Origin of the sequence: Sphingorhabdus sp. (assembly GCF_046154385.1) — a bacterium.
Taxonomy (GTDB): Bacteria; Pseudomonadota; Alphaproteobacteria; order Sphingomonadales; family Sphingomonadaceae; genus Sphingorhabdus_B.
This window is the reverse complement of record NZ_JBJXFW010000040.1, coordinates 51,460-69,469: the sequence shown is the minus strand read 5'-3', so window position 1 is coordinate 69,469 and position 18,010 is coordinate 51,460. Positions and strand designations below refer to the sequence as shown.

The 18,010-nt window shown below is 53.6% G+C and carries 15 protein-coding genes and 1 pseudogene; 8 read left to right on the top strand and 8 right to left on the bottom strand.

Annotated elements, in window-relative coordinates:
* Positions 1-19: 19 nt before the first annotated feature.
* Positions 20-1,543 (bottom strand): annotated as a pseudogene (locus tag ACKVOS_RS07725) (cryptochrome/photolyase family protein).
* A 111-nt stretch (positions 1,544-1,654) separates the two neighbouring features.
* Here ACKVOS_RS07725 and queF point away from each other — a divergent pair.
* On the top strand, positions 1,655-2,113 hold the full coding sequence (gene queF, locus ACKVOS_RS07720; RefSeq protein ID WP_409211435.1) for a preQ(1) synthase: 459 nt from the start codon (positions 1,655-1,657) through the stop codon (positions 2,111-2,113).
* Here the strand turns inward: queF and ACKVOS_RS07715 are convergent, their stop codons facing one another.
* Positions 2,114-3,676, bottom strand: a complete 1,563-nt coding sequence (locus tag ACKVOS_RS07715; protein ID WP_409211434.1) for a helicase HerA-like domain-containing protein — start codon at positions 3,674-3,676, stop codon at positions 2,114-2,116.
* 194 nt (positions 3,677-3,870) lie between these two features.
* Here ACKVOS_RS07715 and ACKVOS_RS07710 point away from each other — a divergent pair, with 194 nt between their 5' ends.
* A complete protein-coding gene (locus ACKVOS_RS07710; protein ID WP_409211433.1) occupies positions 3,871-5,019 on the top strand; it encodes a serine hydrolase in 1,149 nt (382 codons plus the stop codon).
* 53 nt (positions 5,020-5,072) lie between these two features.
* Here the strand turns inward: ACKVOS_RS07710 and ACKVOS_RS07705 are convergent, their stop codons facing one another.
* Both ACKVOS_RS07705 and ACKVOS_RS07700 read right to left on the bottom strand, forming a co-directional pair.
* Positions 5,073-5,210 (bottom strand): hypothetical protein, encoded by a 138-nt coding sequence (locus ACKVOS_RS07705; protein ID WP_409211432.1) that lies wholly within the window; start codon positions 5,208-5,210, stop codon positions 5,073-5,075.
* Between the two features lie 135 nt (positions 5,211-5,345).
* Positions 5,346-5,645 (bottom strand): hypothetical protein, encoded by a 300-nt coding sequence (locus tag ACKVOS_RS07700; protein WP_409211431.1) that lies wholly within the window; start codon positions 5,643-5,645, stop codon positions 5,346-5,348.
* 232 nt (positions 5,646-5,877) lie between these two features.
* On the opposite strand from ACKVOS_RS07700, the gene ACKVOS_RS07695 reads away from it, so the two are divergent.
* The 5 genes from ACKVOS_RS07695 to ACKVOS_RS07675 all read left to right on the top strand — a co-directional run bounded on the left by ACKVOS_RS07695 (position 5,878) and on the right by ACKVOS_RS07675 (position 12,493).
* Positions 5,878-6,858, top strand: coding sequence for an ArsR/SmtB family transcription factor (locus ACKVOS_RS07695; RefSeq protein WP_409211430.1), 981 nt, complete (start codon positions 5,878-5,880; stop codon positions 6,856-6,858).
* Complete coding sequence (gene metF / locus ACKVOS_RS07690) at positions 6,855-7,796, top strand: methylenetetrahydrofolate reductase (protein ID WP_409211429.1); 942 nt, start codon at positions 6,855-6,857, stop codon at positions 7,794-7,796. The genes ACKVOS_RS07695 and metF overlap by 4 nt, the downstream gene beginning before the upstream one ends.
* On the top strand, positions 7,793-8,839 hold the full coding sequence (locus ACKVOS_RS07685; protein WP_409211428.1) for a homocysteine S-methyltransferase family protein: 1,047 nt from the start codon (positions 7,793-7,795) through the stop codon (positions 8,837-8,839). Before metF ends, ACKVOS_RS07685 begins: the two co-directional genes overlap by 4 nt.
* Positions 8,840-8,854: 15 nt before the next feature.
* A complete protein-coding gene (gene metH / locus ACKVOS_RS07680) occupies positions 8,855-11,470 on the top strand; it encodes a methionine synthase (protein ID WP_409211427.1) in 2,616 nt (871 codons plus the stop codon).
* Between the two features lie 78 nt (positions 11,471-11,548).
* Positions 11,549-12,493: a right-handed parallel beta-helix repeat-containing protein gene (locus tag ACKVOS_RS07675; protein ID WP_409211426.1), complete on the top strand. Its 945-nt coding sequence runs from the start codon at positions 11,549-11,551 to the stop codon at positions 12,491-12,493.
* 314 nt (positions 12,494-12,807) lie between these two features.
* On the opposite strand, the gene ACKVOS_RS07670 is transcribed toward ACKVOS_RS07675, so the two are convergent.
* The 4 genes from ACKVOS_RS07670 to ACKVOS_RS07655 all read right to left on the bottom strand — a co-directional run bounded on the left by ACKVOS_RS07670 (position 12,808) and on the right by ACKVOS_RS07655 (position 17,166).
* Positions 12,808-13,080 (bottom strand): BrnA antitoxin family protein, encoded by a 273-nt coding sequence (locus tag ACKVOS_RS07670; RefSeq protein WP_409211425.1) that lies wholly within the window; start codon positions 13,078-13,080, stop codon positions 12,808-12,810.
* Positions 13,077-13,322 (bottom strand): BrnT family toxin, encoded by a 246-nt coding sequence (locus ACKVOS_RS07665; RefSeq protein WP_409211424.1) that lies wholly within the window; start codon positions 13,320-13,322, stop codon positions 13,077-13,079. The genes ACKVOS_RS07670 and ACKVOS_RS07665 overlap by 4 nt, the downstream gene beginning before the upstream one ends.
* 619 nt (positions 13,323-13,941) lie before the next feature.
* A complete protein-coding gene (locus ACKVOS_RS07660) occupies positions 13,942-15,429 on the bottom strand; it encodes a diguanylate cyclase domain-containing protein (protein WP_409211423.1) in 1,488 nt (495 codons plus the stop codon).
* Positions 15,430-15,843: 414 nt separating this feature from the next.
* Positions 15,844-17,166 (bottom strand): MFS transporter, encoded by a 1,323-nt coding sequence (locus ACKVOS_RS07655; RefSeq protein ID WP_409211422.1) that lies wholly within the window; start codon positions 17,164-17,166, stop codon positions 15,844-15,846.
* Between ACKVOS_RS07655 and ACKVOS_RS07650 the strand changes: the two genes are divergently transcribed.
* Positions 17,143-17,751 carry a VOC family protein gene (locus tag ACKVOS_RS07650; protein WP_409211421.1) on the top strand — a complete coding sequence of 203 codons (609 nt, stop codon included), beginning with the start codon at positions 17,143-17,145 and terminating at the stop codon, positions 17,749-17,751. The genes ACKVOS_RS07655 and ACKVOS_RS07650 overlap by 24 nt on opposite strands.
* Positions 17,752-18,010: the final 259 nt, after the last annotated feature.

The following is an 18,010-nucleotide window of genomic DNA, read 5'->3' as shown; positions in this document are numbered from 1 at the left end:
GATAAGGCGGTTTTGCAATCTAGCCAAGTGTTTCCAGAAACTTCGCCGCATCGTTCCGTAAGACGCTTTGGTCGGCGTCAGACATCCGGTCCCAATTCTTATAAGGCATGGCCATACGCGGGTTGCCGCGCAATAGGGGTGCGTTGCGTGCGATAAAATCCCAATATAATGCATTGAACGGACATGCATCAGGTCCTGTCCGCTGCTTGACGTCATAACGGCATGATCGGCAATAGTCGGACATCCGGTTAATATACGCACCGCTGGACGCATAAGGTTTAGAGGCCAGCATTCCACCGTCGGCAAATTGGCTCATTCCCAATGTATTCGGCAATTCGACCCATTCATAGGCATCGGCGTAAACCGATAGATACCAGTGATGTACCTGGGCGGGATCGATTCCCGCCAGCAACGCAAAGTTGCCCGTAATCATAAGCCTTTGGATATGATGGGCATAGGCATGCTCCAACGTCTGGCCGATGGCTTGGGCCATGCAATGCATATCGGTCTTGCCCGTCCAGTAAAAGTCAGGCAGCGGCCGCTTCGCGCGCAAAGCATTGCGATTCACATAGCCGGGTCCCGCCAACCAATAGATTCCCCTCACATATTCGCGCCAACCGATGACTTGCCGTATGAAACCTTCCGCGGCATTCAGCGGGACCAATCCTTGCCGGTATCGCGCCTCGACATTCCGGCATAATTCCAGCGGATCAAGCAAACCGGAATTGATATAAGGCGACAGTATGGAATGCCACATAAATGGCTCGCCGGTCAGCATCGCATCCTGATAATCCCCGAAATGCGGTAAGGCGTGGTCGAGGAAATGCGCCTGTTGTTCAAGGGCATCGGCGCGGGTTACGGCAAATCCGAAATTGTCGATATGGCCAACATGATCGGCAAAACGGACTTTCACCATGTCGATCACGTCTTGCGTTATTGCATCAACCTGAAAAGCGAGGGGTTTAGGAATGTGCCGTTCACCTTTTGCCGGTTTGCGGTTTTCTGAATCATAATTCCATTGCCCGCCTTCTGGTGTTTTCCCATCCATCAACAGGCCGGTCTTGCGGCGCATGTCACGGTAAAAAAACTCCATTCGCAATTGCTTGCGGTTCGCTGCCCAGTTTTCGAATTCGGCGTGCGTTGCGATGAAACGTGTGTCCGGAACTATCTCGACCGGAATTTCAAACCGGTCCCCTCAGCTGTCAAGCATGGCCTTAACCCGCCATTCACCCGCTTCGGTCACGCGGATTCTTTGGGGGCAATGCCGCTCCATTGCGCGCACTATTTCGCCTGTGAAGTTACCACAATTCATGGGATCGGTCAGACGGACATAGTCCACGTCCCACCCTTGTCCTTGCAGATCGCGGGCATGGTGGCGCATTGCGGACAGGATGTAGGCAAGTTTTGCCTTGTGATGCGGGACATAAGCTGTTTCATCGGCGACTTCGACCATCAGCAAAATGGCCTGGCTTTTGTCTTGCCCCGAAAGCGATGAAATCTGGTGGCTGAGTTGATCGCCTAAAACGGGAATGAGAGTTTTCATATATACAGATAGCCACTCCACCCGTTAAGAAGCGATACAGGCAAACTGGTGTAAACCAGAATTCGCAAATGACCTGTTTGCAATGCGTCACGAAGGGGATAAATGCCCACCATGACTGATCAGCCCCAAACCACGTTCCTTGGAAAACAAAGCGACCTGCCCGGCAGTCCGGAGCAGGCAACGCTCGATTATGTGCCTAATCCGCGGCCGAGCGCGTTATATTTGACGCGATTTGCCGTTCCCGAATTTACGTCTTTATGTCCTGTGACCGGACAACCGGATTTTGCACATCTCGTCATTGATTACGCGCCGCACGCAACAATTGTGGAATCGAAATCCTTAAAGCTTTTCCTGGGTTCATTTCGCAACCATGCCGCCTTTCATGAAGATTGCACCGTCGGTATCGGGCAGCGATTGTTCGGCGAGATGAAGCCGCATTGGCTTCGGATCGGCGGGTACTGGTATCCGCGTGGCGGGATACCCATAGATGTTTTCTGGCAGTCGGGCGAACCGCCAAAGGGCCTTTGGTTGCCCGACCAAGGTGTCGCTTCTTATCGCGGGCGTGGCTGACTATTTGAACAGGCTACCCAATATTCCGCGAACTAAGGATTTGCCAAGTGATCCAGCAAGCTGACGTCCCACCGATGTCGCGGCAGAACGGGCTGCAGATTGCACCATTTTTTCCGCCATGCTTGGCTTTGCGGCGTCACGGGCCGCGACCGCCTGCTGCCTGGCCAATTCTTTTGCGGCGATAGCGTCCGCCTTCGCCTTTTCCTTGGCCGCAGTGGCCGCTTCTTTCTCGGCTGCGGCCATAGCCTTTGCTTCATCTGCTGCTGCTGCTGCCTGCGCTCCTTTGGCAGCCAGTATTTCTTCAGCCGACTCCCGGTCAATCAGTACATCATATTTGTCACCGATCGCGTCGGTCTGGATCATGATACCCCGTTCTTGCGGCGTAAGCGGCCCGACACGGCTCGCAGGTGCCTTTATCAGTGTGCGTTGCACAATCGAGGGAGAGCCGTCGGGCTGAAGCAGCGATACCAACGCCTCGCCGATTTTCAGCTCTGTAATGACTTGGGCGACATTGATGTCAGGGTTCGGCCGGAATGTTTCCGCCGCCGATTTGACGGCCTGCTGGTCACGCGGGGTAAAGGCGTTCAGCTTGTGCTGAATGCGATTGTTGAGCTGTGCAGCCACAGCATCAGGTATATCGATTGGGTTCTGCGTAATGAAATACACGCCAATTCCCTTTGAACGGATCAGCCGCACGACCTGTTCGATTTTCTCCAATAATGCTTTGGGGGCATCGTTGAAAAGCAAATGCGCTTCGTCAAAAAAGAACACCAGTTTTGGTTTTTCGGGATCGCCGACTTCGGGGAAATTTTCAAACAGTTCGGACAACAGCCATAGCAGAAACGTCGAATAAAGCTTGGGACTGGCCATCAATTTGTCGGCAGCCAAAATGTTGACGATTCCCCTGCCGCTGTCGTCGATTTTCACAAAATCCATCAACTCCAGCGACGGTTCGCCAAAAAAATGCTCGCCACCCTGGGTGCGAAGCTGGAGCAAAGACCGCTGAATACTTCCCACCGATTGTTTCGAGATATTGCCATATTCGAGCGTCAGTTCGTCAGCGCGTTCACCGCAATGCACGAGCATAGCTTGAAGGTCGTCAAGGTCGAGCATTAACAGCCCGCCCTTGTCTGCAACATGGAACGCAATCGTCAAAACGCCTTCCTGCACCTCGTTAAGGTCCATCAATCTTGATAAAAGCAGCGGTCCCATTTCCGACACAGTGGTTCGAATGGGATGACCCTGCTCGCCAAATAAATCCCAAAATTGCGTCGGGTTGTCCTTATAAGCCCAATTTTCCTGATTGATTTCGGTTGCCCTGCCGGCAAAAATCTCATGCGTTTTACTCTGAGGCGATCCGGCCATTGCCATGCCGGACAGATCCCCTTTAACATCGGCAACAAATGTCGGAACACCAGCCGCAGAAAAACCTTCCACCAATCCCTGCAAGGTGACGGTCTTGCCTGTCCCTGTTGCACCCGCGATTAGGCCGTGGCGATTGGCCCGTTTGAGGTTGAGGGCTTCGGGACCGCCTGCACTTTTGCCGATGAAAATACTGTCCATACACATCTTCCCGTCATTTATTTTGTGTATCAAGGACAACTACGGACAGCTTCCAAGGTCAAGTAAATCCTGCAATGCATTGTAAACTCGTTTGCATAGACTATCCCAGCTTTTCGTCGAGAATACAGAATCATTCGTCGCAAAATATTGCTAAAGTAATATCACCCAACAGTTTAGCCGACTATCGAGTGTATATGTCCTTTCAAAACCCAAAATCTTTCGGCATTTTCCGACAAGCCGGCGGCGCAGCCCTGATTTGGCTGTCCATGGTTTCGATGTTGACGGCATGCGTAGCCGCAGATCCCCCTTCTCGGCCCAAGCCTGCAGTCAGCGCACCTGTTGTCCGACCCATCGTTAAACCAGCGCCCGCGACCAAGCCTTTGGTATCGGTCTCGACAAAGCCCTTGGCAGCTCCGCCAGCCGGTCTGGAAAATCTGATACATGAACAATGGCAACAATTTCCGGGGAAAACCGGGGTTGCGATATTGCGTATTGATGGCGGCGAGTGGTTATTGGGGCGTCGGCTGAGCGATCTTTTTCCGCAGCAGAGCGTGTCCAAGACATGGGTGGCGATGACCGTTTTGGATCTGGTGGATCAAGGTAAGCTTCGTCTCGATCAAAAAGTCAGGATTACGGCCGATGATCTGGCTGTTTTTCACCAGCCCATCCGCGAACGCGTGTTGGCAAAGGGACCGATAGAAGAGAGCGTACAGAGCCTGTTGGAACAATCCATTACCGCGAGTGATAATACCGCCAATGATTCCTTGCTGCGAACCGCAGGCGGCCCGCAAGCTGTGCGTGCGTTTATACAACGTAAAAAACTGGGCGCAGTTCGTTTTGGTCCGGGCGAGCGCATTATGCAAAGCGAGATCGCCGGTCTCCCATGGAAGCAGGAATATTCCGTTGGCAGGCGCTTTTATACCGCGCGTGAAGCATTGCCACTTGCGTCGCGCAAGTCGGCGATGGACCGCTATTTGGCGGATCCTGTTGATGGCGCGTCGCCCGAAGCCATCGTCCGTGCCCTGGCAAAATTTGCGCGCGGTGAAATATTATCGTCGGCTTCTACACGCTTACTTCTGGATGTTATGTCGCGGACAAGCAGCGGGCCTAATCGTCTGAAAGCCGGGGTTCCGGCGGGTTGGCGTTTTGTGCACAAGACGGGGACGGGCCAGATTCTCTCGCCCATATCCACCGGCTACAACGATATTGGAATCATGACTGCGCCGGACGGGACGCGTTATGCCGTGGCGGTGATGATTGGTAGCACTACCGCATCTGTGCCGCAGCGTATGGCGCTTATGCAATTTGTGACGCGCAGTGTGGCGGCGTATCACGAACGATAAATTGGAACCGGCAGCATGGGGTTCGCGTATCGGCGTACACAGTACGCGGCGTCCTATTCTTTTTCGGAAGCGACGCGCTGATCAGGGTCTGTTTCGCTGTCCAACCGGGCGGCAGCCTTGTCTAACATCTGGGCATCGTCGGACGTGATGCCGGTTCCTTCAGGCACCTGTTCATCCGGGCTGCAGGACATCGTTAAGGCAGCGAAGATCAGTATATGATAGCGGCGCAAGACCACAGTTATGCCCCTTGACGGATTTTCATCAACAAAAAGGCCGCCCTGAAAACAGGACGGCCCTTTTTATCAGCTTATGCCGAAAGTGCGATATTACTTCGCAGCTTCCTTAGCAGCGTCAGCCATTTCGCCAGCCTTAGCAGCGGCTTCACCGGTTGCAGCAGCAGCTTCACCAGCTTTGTCAGCCATTTCGCCAGCCTTGTCGGCCATTTCGCCGGTTGCGGCAGCAGCGTCAGTAGCAGCAGCTTCAGTGCCTTCTACAGCAGCGTCAGCAGCTTCTGTGGTTGCTTCAGCAGTTGCGTCGGCAGCTTCTGTGGTTGCTTCTTCAGCGCCCGAGCATGCAGCCAGGCCGAGCGAAGCGGCGAGAACGAGAGATACAGCAATTTTCTTCATTTGGGAAAACCCCCTAGCAAAACTTATTGAAAACCTGACAGGCACAAAGCACGGATGTGAATGTGACTGCGGTTTGTCCCTCTAGCCTCTTCATTTTTTCATGGCAATCGGGTTTTTGCAGCTAACACGGCCAGTGCGGCTATATTTGGGGTAAACTCTACCTTTAAGGTAGAAAACATGGCCAATTTGAGCCAATTGACAACATATAAAGATTTCTTTATATGTTGCTCCGATGATTGATTTGCTCGACATAATGCGTGCTTTGGCCGACCCGACGCGGCTCCGAATCGTGTTTTTGGCGCTTCGTTTGGAATTGTCCGTAGGCGAATTGGTACAGATTCTGGGTCAAAGCCAGCCCCGTGTATCGCGCCATATAAGAATTTTGAACGAAGCAGAAATATTGAAACGGCGCAAAGAAGGGAGTTGGGTCTTCATTCAACCGGGCCCGGTTTTGAGCGATGGCAAATTAACTCCGCTGTTTGCTGACGTTGATCTAACCCATGCCCGCGCGTTTCAGCGCGACTTGCTAAAACTGGATGAGGTTAGAGCTGCGCGCACCCAAATGGCGGCCGAATATTTTGCCGTTCATGCAAAAGAATGGGATTCCTTGCGTTCGCTTCATGTAGCGGATTCTGAGGTTGAAGACGCTATAAGCAGCATATTGAGATCTGCTCCATTGGGTTCCGTTCTCGACATCGGCACTGGAACGGGCCGCATGATGGAATTGTTCGCAGCAGATTCCAGTCACTTTGTCGCGCTCGACAACAGTTCGGATATGTTGCGGCTTGCCCGGGCAAAGCTGGGGAACATGAACAGCGCCAGTGCCGCAAAGGTCGATATAAGGATGGGAGATTTCAATAAGCTTCCGTTTGAAGCCGATACTTTCGACACCATATTGTTCCATCAGGTTCTGCACTACGCGCAAGATCCCGAAAGGGTCATCGCCGAAGCCGTGCGCGTGCTTGCACCCTCGGCCAGGTTGATGATCGTCGATTTTGCCGCGCACGAACGCGAAGAATTGCGGACAGTCCACGCCCATGCGCGGCTTGGTTTTGCCGATGAGCTCATATCCAATGCATTTCACGACAATGGCGTTCGGCTTGTACACCAGCGCGTGCTGGATGGCGGAGCGCTAGTGGTCAAAATGTGGGTGGGTCAAAAACAGGATTTGGCACCCGGGATTGAAAATAACATAATAAGGATCGTTGCATGATTTTCCCCTTTGCGCATATGCAGGAAGCCAGCCGGGCTTTAGCGGACCCACTTTTTGCCGGTCTTTCCGGTGATTGCGAAATCAGTTTCGAATTCTTCCCCCCAAAAACGGAAAAAATGGAAGAGCAATTGTGGGAATCGGTGGTTACTTTAGCCCCACTTGCCCCCCGTTTTGTATCGGTTACATATGGCGCGGGCGGAACAACCCGCGAAAGGACGCACAATACGGTTGCTCGCATCGCCCGCGAAACCAGTATTCCTGCGGCAGCCCATTTGACCTGTGTTGACGCATCCAAAGGGGAGATTGCCGACATTGCCAACGCATATTGGCAAGCCGGGGTAAGGCATATTGTTGCGCTTCGCGGCGATGCGCCCAATGCCGACGGCAAATTTGTGCCGCATGTGGATGGTTATGCTAGCGCGGCCGAGTTGGTCGATGGCTTGCGCCGCCTGCACCCGTTTGAAATTTCCGTTAGCGCCTATCCCGAAACCCACCCGGAAGCGGCGTCGCCCGCAACTGATATTGATTTTCTTAAACGCAAGTTGGATGCGGGCGCGAGCCGAGCGATCACCCAGTTCTTTTTTGAGCCCGAGACATTTTTCCGTTTCCGCGATGCAGTTGCGGCGGCGGGTATTGATGCCGAAATTGTTCCCGGCATCATGCCTGTTTCCAATTTTGCAGCCATAACCCGGATGTCCGGAATGACCGGTACGGCTATTCCGGCGTGGATGGCCCATTTATTTGAAGGATTGGACGACCATCCACCGGCCCGGCAATTGGTGGCGGCAACCATAGCGGCCGAAATGTGCCGCCGGCTTTATGCAGGCGGGGTGCGTGATTTTCATTTCTACACGCTCAACCGGGCAGAATTGTCTTACGCCATTTGCCATCTGCTGGGTAAGCGCCCCGTGTATGCGGCGAAGGAGAAAGCGGCATGAGCGCGCGCGCCGAATTTTCCGCCCGGGCGGCACAGCAAATCATGGTTTTTGACGGCGGTTATGGCACCGCGATTCAGGCCTACAGACTATCCGAAGCCGATTACCGGGGCACGCTGGAGCTGGCTCATGACCAAAAAGGCAATAATGATCTGCTGTCGATTACACGGCCAGACGTCGTCGAAGCTATTCATATGGCCTATCTCGATGCCGGTGCCGATATGATCGAGACAAATACGTTTAGCGGTACGAAAATAAGCATGGCCGATTACGGGTGCGAACATCTGGTGCGAGAACTGAACCTTGAATCGGCGAAAATTGCGCGCACCTGTTGCGAGGCTGCTGAGGCGAAAAATGGCATCAGGCGATTTGTGGCCGGTTCGATTGGCCCCACAAACAAGACACTTTCGCTATCTCCCGACGTCAATGATCCGGGCTTTCGGGAAATTGATTTTGACTATCTCAAAGATGTTTACCGCGAGCAATGCGATGCCTTGATTGAGGGCGGTGTCGATTTCCTGCTGATCGAAACGATCTTCGACACGTTGAACGCCAAATGCGCCGCGATGGCCGCGCAAGAGGCGGCGGACGCCTCCGGTCGGGATGTGCCCCTGATGATTTCGATGACGATCACGGACATGGCCGGACGCAATCTGTCGGGACATACGGTTGAAGCGTTCTGGGCGGCTATTCGCCATGTAAAGCCTTTGACGGTGGGGCTAAACTGTTCCTTTGGCGCCGATCTTTTGCGCCCGCATCTGGCGGCCTTGTCAAAACAGGCGGATACTTTGGTCATGGCCTATCCGAATGCCGGACTGCCCAATGATCTGGCAGAATATGACGAATTGCCAGAGACTACCGCGCAATTGATCGGGCAATGGCTGGACGATGGCCTTGTCAATATTGTCGGCGGGTGTTGCGGCACAACGCCGGCGCATATCGCCGCGATTGCCAAAGCCGTCGAAGACCGTGCACCCCGCCCTATTCCGCACAACGCCGTTGTCACCCGTCTGGCGGGCCTTGAACCGTTCATCATGGCCGCCTGAGTTAGAAAAGATAATATGACCCCATCTTCCTCCCGTTTCGTCAATATTGGCGAGCGCACCAATGTAACCGGCAGCGCAAAGTTCAAAAAGCTCATCCTTGCAGGCGATTATGAAGCTGCTGTCGAGGTCGCGCGTGATCAGGTCGAAAATGGTGCGCAGATTATCGACATCAACATGGATGAAGGCCTGCTCGACGCGCATGAAGCGATGACAACGTTCATCAAGCGCATTGCCGCCGAACCGGACATTGCCCGGGTCCCGCTCATGATCGACAGTTCGAAATGGAGTGTAATCGAGGCGGGGCTGAAATGTGTTTCGGGCAAGCCCATCGTCAATTCCATATCGATGAAAGAGGGCGAGGAGCAGTTTCTTTATCATGCCCGCCTGTGCATGGCTTATGGCGCGGCAGTCGTAGTTATGGCGTTTGACGAAACAGGTCAGGCCGATACCAAAGAGCGCAAGGTCGAAATATGCAAGCGCGCTTATGATCTTTTGACCGGCATTGGTTTTCCGCCCGAAGACATCATATTTGACCCCAACATCTTCGCCGTTGCAACCGGCATAGAGGAACATAATAATTACGGCGTTGATTTTATCGAGGCGCTTAAGGAATTGCGTGTCCTGTGCCCCCACGCGCATTATTCGGGCGGATTGTCGAACCTGTCATTTTCGTTCCGGGGCAATGAACCGGTTCGTCGCGCGATGCACTCGATATTCCTGTATCACGCCATTCCGGCCGGTTTGGACATGGCGATTGTGAATGCGGGGCAACTTGATATCTACGATGATATTGATGCCGAACTTCGGGTCGCGTGTGAAGATGTCATCCTGAATAGCGACCCCGACGCGACCGAGCGGCTTATAACATTGGCCGAAAAATATCGCGGAACGGATGTCGCGCAAGAAAAGGCAGAGGCTGAATGGCGCGGCTGGGACGTCAAGAAACGCCTCGAACATGCGCTGGTCAAAGGCATTGATGCGCACATCGTCGACGACACAGAAGAAGCGCGGCTTGCGATTAAAAGCGCGGGCGGTCGTCCCATCGAAGTGATCGAAGGGCCGTTGATGGACGGCATGAACGTCGTCGGTGACCTGTTCGGATCGGGCAAGATGTTCCTGCCCCAAGTCGTGAAATCCGCCCGGGTTATGAAAAAGGCCGTTGCCCATCTTTTCCCTTATATCGAAGCAGAAAAGGAAGTGGGTGCCAAAGGTAAGGGCAAGATCATCATGGCAACGGTCAAGGGCGACGTCCATGATATCGGCAAGAATATCGTCGGCGTGGTGTTGCAGTGCAACGGGTTTGAAATCGTCGATCTCGGCGTGATGGTGCCCTGGTCCGAAATCCTGAAAGCCGCGAACGAAAATGATGCCGACATGATCGGCCTTTCGGGCCTGATTACCCCATCGCTCGATGAAATGGTGACGGTCGCCGAAGAAATGCAAAAGGCAGGCATGACCATGCCGTTGATGATCGGCGGCGCGACCACGTCGAAGACCCATACGGCGTTGCGGATCGAGCCGGTTTATTCCGGGCCGGTTATCCATGTCCTTGACGCGTCGCGCGCGGTGGGGGTTGCTGGTACTTTGGTCAGCGACACGATGGCGGAAAAATTTGTCGCTGATACGCGCGAAGAATATGAACATATCCGCATCGCCCGCGCCGGAAAGACCGCCAAGCCGCTCGCCACATTGGAAGAAGCCCGCGCCAACGCCTTTGAAATGGATGAAGCGCTGAAACCGCCGGCGCCGGTTCGGCCGGGTGTGCATGCTTATGATGATTGGGATCTCGCCGATCTTCGCAACTATATCGACTGGACCCCTTTTTTCCGCGCGTGGGAATTGCATGGAAATTATCCGGATATTTTGACAGACCCGGTTGTGGGCGAAAGTGCGACGAGCCTGTTTGCCGATGCGCAGGAAATGCTCGACAAGATCGTCGATGAAAAATGGTTGAGGGCCAAAGGCGTGGCTGGATTGTGGCCGTGCACGCGCAAGGGGGATGATGTCGTCATCCATCTCGACGACGAAAGCCATGTCACATTGCCATTTTTGCGCCAACAGGTCGCCAAACGCGAAGGTCGTGCCAACATGTGCCTTGCCGATTTCATCAGCCCGAATGGCGATTGGATCGGCGGCTTTGCGGTCACGACCGGCCACGGTATCGGAACGCATCTGGCGCAGTTCAAGGCGCATATTGACGATTATTCCGACATCATGCTGAAGGCACTGGCCGACCGGCTGGCGGAGGCTTTTGCCGAACGGATGCATGAACATGTTCGCAAAGATCTGTGGGGATATGCGCCGGATGAGCAGTTTACGGCAGAAGCCCTCAATCGTGAGGAATATCGCGGCATCCGTCCGGCACCCGGCTATCCCGCTTGCCCCGACCATAGTTTGAAGCCGATATTGTTCGACCTGCTGGATGCGACCCATAAAACCGGCATCACGCTGACCGAGAGTTTTGCAATGTTGCCCACAGCGGCGGTGAGCGGATTTTATTTCGGCCATCCCCAATCGGAATATTTCGGCGTGGCACGGATCGGGGAAGACCAGGTAACCGAATATGCGGCAAGGCGCGGCGTCGATATGGAAACCGCAACGCGATGGTTGCGCCCCAACCTTAACCAGTAAACCTGCCGCTGTCTCTCAAAGGGACGGCGGCCTAACAAAGCGGTTAATCGGCTGGTTTAACAACAGGCTGTCGGCTATATGATGGCGGTAATGAAAAAAGCCGCGCTCCTTTTGACAACTTTGCTGTTTGCGACACCGGTCGCCGCCCAAAATGCGGCACCTTTCCAAAATGCCGAAACCGGCAGAAATTATCGCAGCCTGCAACAGGCGGTAGATTCGATAGCGGACGATGAAGGCAGCATCATCATCGCGCCGGGAATTTACCGGCAATGCGCGATCCAGACCGCTGGTGTCATTGCATTTCGTGCATCTGTACCCGGACAGGTGACATTCGATGCGGTGACGTGCGAGGGCAAGGCGGCTTTGGTGCTGCGTGGTCAGGCCGCCAGCATCGATGGCATCATTTTCCAGAATATGCGCGTGCCCGACGCCAATGGTGCCGGTATCCGGCTGGAAAAAGGTAATCTGTCGGTCACCCGCTCGATTTTCCGGAACAGCGAACAGGGCATATTAACCGCAGAAGACCGTTCAGGCGCGATCAACATCGACCAGTCGACATTTTCCGGCCTAGGCCGATGTGACCGCGGGTTAAGCTGCGCACACAGCATCTATATTGGCGGCTATGGTTCACTGACCGTCACCAACAGCCGGTTCGAACGCGGCAATGGCGGGCATTATGTCAAAAGCCGCGCTGCGCGGGTTTCGATCACTGACAATGCCTTTGACGACACACGTGGCCGCGAGACCAATTATATGATCGACCTGCCCAATGGCGCGGTCGGCAGCATATCGCGCAATGTATTTGTGCAAGGGGCGTCCAAGGAAAATTACAGCGCCTTTATCACAGTGGCACCCGAAGGCCGCCAGCAATCAAGCGTCGGCCTTTCGATCAGCGCCAACGAGGCGAGCATAGCCCCCGGCGTCGACCGTCAGACCACTTTCCTTGCGGACTGGTCAGGCGACCGGATTGCGCTTGGCGGGAACCGGCTCGGGCGCGGACTGAAGCCATTCGAGCGGCGGTAGTTCCGGCGGAAGTTGACACTAAGTTGACAGCTGAACGCCGCTGCTCCGGCGTCATGTGGTTTGTTTCACGCGAAGAACGCGAAGATTTTGAAGAACGCAGCTCGCGTCATAATCTCTATCCTCGACACATGGATAGATGAGTTCAAGGGGCTGCGCCGCACTCCATCATGTAACCTTTGCGAACTAACCGGGCATGCAGGGACGATCGAATTTCGAGACATCTCGACACTGAGAAAGAGCCGCGCCAGTCCATGCGGACCGGCCAATCGACACTCTCAAATCAAATCCTACATTGCAAGGGGCGGAGGCCGTCTTTAATGCGCCGCGATCCATTCCTTCAATGCCTTGTCGATGCGCGCTTGCCAGCCGGTTCCAGTGGTGCGGAAATGGTCGATAACATCGCGCGAAAGACGAATCGTTGTGCTCACCTTGGTGGGCGCCTTCTGTGCTCCCCGACCGCGTATTGTCGCCGCAAGGTCCGGAAAGGCTTGATCGAATGGAACGGCCTTTGCAAAATCGTCGGCGGTCCATTCGGGATTGTCGCTGACGGCGGCGAGGTCATCCGCTGAATATTTCTTTTTGCTCATGCCAGTAAACTCCTTTCCCGGTGGCTGGCGGGGCGGGCAGATACAATCGAGATGCCCTCGCTGCCCAGCACCACAAAAATAACTACGATCATACCGTCCATTTCGCCGATCGCGGCATAACGCCCGTCCCTGGCCGGACGCACAATCGCTGAAAGGAAGAAATCTTCGTCGATGTCGGCAAAATCGATTCCATGCTTGTCGATATTCGCCAGCCGCTTTGGTTCGTCCCAGACGATGATCATATTATTTTGTAGTAACGATTAGATGGTGTGTCAAGGTAGCTATTACAGAAAACGAAAAAATGAATGCGGCCAGTCCGTTATCTCCCTCTTCCATATCCCGGCGATTTCCTTCCTTGCCTCAAGCAAAATGGCCTCAAACCTCGACGACGATATTTATGAGTTCACGGCCTAAATGAAGCGTCGGCATCTTAAATTGACAAAAATTACGCATGTCGCACTCCATCATGTAACCTTTGCGAACTAACCGGGCATGGTTGGCCTCCAACATTCGGGACATCTCGACACTGAGAAAGAGCCGCGCCAGTCCATGCGGATTGGCCAATCGACGCTCCCAAATCAAATCCTACATTGCAAGGGGAAATGGAGTTGCCTTTGTCTGCTTTTGAGAGGTTGCTGCATAAAAGCGGACGTTTCGGATACGACAACATAGCTGCCGTTCGCTGCTCCGAACTTAGTCGTCAAAACCGGTCGTTCGTTCAGCAGGTTTGCGGAGCCCATGAATGACAAGTTTCAGAGCTGTCCGCGAACAGCCTGTTCGGCTTGAATGTTTGCGTTATGGCACAGTATCGTTGATGGGGTGGTGTCCATTTACGGTCTTCATTCCAGCCATCGCGCGACGTTAACAGCGCTTAATGAAGCCCCTCACGCCGTCAATTTTTGCACAACCTCTGCCAGCACGCTTCGCGCTGTACAGCGCAATGTCTGCGCGATGGAGAAGCTCGCTTCTGTTTAAAATTTGCTTGGTCCATTGAATTGCACCAATTGTTGCTGACACATCCAACGAACCAGTGGAATATGGAGTTTTTATCCTTAGGTCAGTCAGTAGCTGAACCAGAAGTGACTTAAGACTGCCAAATGCATCGGGGTCGCTAATCACTGCAACAAACTCGTCACCCCCCAATCGCGCACAAAATGAATTGCGCGGAAGAGACGACAACAATTTTTTGGCAAATTCCTGCAGAACCTCGTCCCCAGCCAGATGACCACATCTGTCATTGACCGCCTTGAAGCCATCGAGATCCATCAGCAACAATGCGACCGGGCCTCCAGATACTGCTGCTTTCTCAAGGTTGCAGTCCAAATATTCGTTGAAATGTGCCCTGTTCGGCAGCCCGGTCAGATCGTCGTTATATGCAGAGCGGCGGAGGCGTGCCTCCAACTCATGTTGTTGACTGATGTCCTGAAAGACACCGATCACGGAAGCCGGTTTACCCTCATGCAATTCAACTTCGCCAATACTTCGCACGCGCCTTGGTTCGCCTTGCGCGGTTACAAAATCTGTTTCGACCTCGAACGGTTGACCGGTCTCGACGGCATGTGTCAGCGCATTTGAGATGACGATGCGGGCCTCGCCGGGATAGAAATCAAGAGCATCCTCAATCAAGTGCTGGGTGCCGAGGGGAAGGCCGTGGATCGCATAAACCTGTTCTGACCAATGGGTTTTGTTGTCGTCAATTGTGAAACGCCAAGAGCCCATATTCGCCATGCGCTCGGCTTGGCGGAATTGGCGATTTCGGATGCTCAGCTGTCGAATGTGCTCTGCGCCTTGATCAATGAGATTTGCGATTTTCAACTTTGATGCGTGCCGCTCGATCATTACTTCTACCAGCTTAGCGAGATCCTTTAGAACTGCTAGTTGGCCGGACGACAGTTGATGGGGTTCATCATGGATCACACAAAGCGTTCCGATTGCGACTGGGCGATGCTTTAAGGAAAACTCGCTCTGAACAAATATCGGCACTCCAGCATAAAATACAATGTTGGGTTCGCCTGTAACTAAAGGATTGCCGAAGAAGCGTGGGTCGCTTCGCGCATCTGGGACGATCATCACCCTATTTTCCCGTATTGCGTGTGCACAAAAAGCATCTTGGCGGGACGTCTGTACTACGCAAAGGCCGGACTTAGCTTTGAACCACTGCCGATCCCTGTCAATCAATGAAATCAGCGCGATTTTGCAACCTGACACAAACGCTGCCAAGCGGGTCAGCGCGTCGAATTCAGCCTCGCTTGGCGTGTCCAAAATTTTGAGTTGATCCAGAATATCGAGACGTGTTTCCTCATCCAGCAGCTCACTAGAATCAAACCCGGCTTTCAATTGATGGTTCATGAATTATTGAACGGCACTCCGATGATCTTCTTTAATTTTGATTTTTGCGTAAGGTCGATTGCCGAATTGCAGTTGAAACCTGGGTTTCTTGCAAGTCCGCCGGACAGAAAACTGCCCAGTCGTTGCCATAAAGGCAATGTCGGCTTTTACCGATCGCGGCCCAATTGCAGACAGTCAGCTCCCCACAACAAAGCTGCCATTCAGGCCACTATTTCACGCCGTCAATACCTGCCGTTTATTCATCGGGTGAACGAAAGGCGGATTTTCGGCAAAATATGATAAAAGCGGACTGTCGGCAATCGACAACTAAGCCGCCATTCCCGAGCTGGACCCACGCAATTGAAACCGGCCTTACGTTCAGCATTGTCCGACCACCAACCAATGCCTCTTCTCTGGGGAATCGCAACTGCATCTTTAATGGGCGCTTTTGTTCGGTGCGCCTGCATATGCAGCTGAAAGCTGGCGGTATGATCGCGAACCTAGCGCGACAAGCGTCAGTATGACGCCGAGCATGCCGGTTGCTGTGAAAACCAAGGCCATGCCGCGATCGGGTCCGGTGCCATACCAATCGCCAATCGCTTCTACGCCTGCCCCATTCGTCATGAACGGGATCGCCAGAAATTGCGTGAGTGGGCCAATCAGAAATGCGGTCAACGGCGCAGCAGACTGTTCAACTGATTGCGCGAAACCGAATACCCGTCCCTGCCGTTCGTAAGGCACCACCTTTTGAAGCGTCGTTTGTTCGGCCGCTTCGGCATAGGGGCCAAAGAACATCCAAATCACGCAGCCTATAACGAGGAGCAGGATCGACGATTGGATCGTGAATATACAGGCTACGGCCCAAGTGATCAGGTTAACCAGCAACAGTGTGCGTACCGGGTTTTTACCGAGGCCGATCTTTGCGATCACCAGCCCGCTGATGATGAAAGCACTGGAGGCGAATGCCCAGAGAAGACCCCATTCCTGCACTTCCATGAGTGACAGTCCATAGGCGTCCATCAACGCCATAAACACGCCGCCCAGAAGATTGTTGAAAGTCGAGAACAGGATCAGCGCAACCAGTCCGGGCACTGCTTTGATTACGCGGACGGTACCCTTCAGGTCTACCTCTTTGCGCTCGCCGGGCAGCGATGAAGCCGGCTCCGGATCATCAATGTGAACCGTCAGGAGATGGAGGAAAGCAAGTGCGGTGAAAACGATCGCTAGCACCAGCGTGCCGCGAATTCCGTCCCACGCAACAAGAAAGCCGCTAATGCCTGAGGTTAGCAGGAACCCTATCCCGTTCACCATGCCGACCAACCCATTGGCTTTGTCACGCCTGTCTTCCTCGATCAACAAAGTGACAAGCGTCGGCAATGCGATCATTCGGATGTTTCCGCAGATCACTGCCAGCATCACAAGAAGGATAAAACCCCACAAGCTGAAACTATCAAGCCGTGCCAGCTCGTTATTCGGGGTTAGTGAATAAGCCGCAAACGCGAGCGCATACAGCAGGAACGACCCCGCACTCGATGCCAGCATAATCCGCTTCTTGCGGTGATGATCCACTAAGCTGCCAAACCAGATCGCGAACGTGGCGGTCAACACGAGATAGATGCCGCCAAGCATACCGGTGACGAATACCGATCGCGTTTCCAGAAAGGCCCAGAAGGTCACCGCGAACCAGACCGTGAAATTGATGATATTCTGCAGCAGATTGTTCGCGAGAATCAGATGGAATGGGTCGGTCCGGGGCATAAGTTACGTATCGTTCAGCCGGAGCTATGGCGCAAGCCATCGCTTTTTCGGGACGTTGCTTCACTCGATGAGATGATCGATAAGCGGATTATGGAATCGACAGCACGTCTTCGGAGATTTGTGGTAATCGTCGCTGTTGCGTCGATAATGGCCGGTTGCAACGCTAAGAGCGAAAACAAGAACATGAGTCAACACAAACAGGAAGCACCTGCCTTTAGCAATCCCGTCTTTCATTTCGAAATACCAGTAAACGATATGGACCGGGCAAAAACCTTTTATGAAGGGGTCTTCGGCTACCGGCTTATCAGACAAGAAGTTGATGGCTACGATATGGCATTCTTCCCCCGCGCCGACAGTGCAGCAGGTGCTAGCGGTGCGCTTGCGAAGGGGGATGCTTACAAACCATCTAAAGAAGGCGCGATTATTTACTTCGACGTTCCTGACATCGACGTGGTTCTGCGAAACGCGAAGCAGCGCGGCTCAAAAATTCTCTATAAAAAGAAGGATATTGGTGAAGCCGGATTCGTTGCTGAATTTGAAGACAGCGAAGGGAACCGGGTCGCCCTCTCGCAAGTCAGAAGCTGAACGAACGACCTGTTGCCAACTTCCGTCTGAAAAAGCAGACAGTCAGCACTCCACAACAAAGCTGCCATTCAGGCCACTATTTCACGCCGTCAATACCTGCCGTTTATTCATCGGGTGAACGAAAGGCGGATTTTCGGCAAAATATGATAAAAGCGGACTGTCGGCAATCGACGCCATTGCGGACATTCGCAGGATCAGCAGCTAGTGCTGAAAGCGGACATCATTCCCGGGTTGTCGACCCGTTCCCGTGACCCTTGTC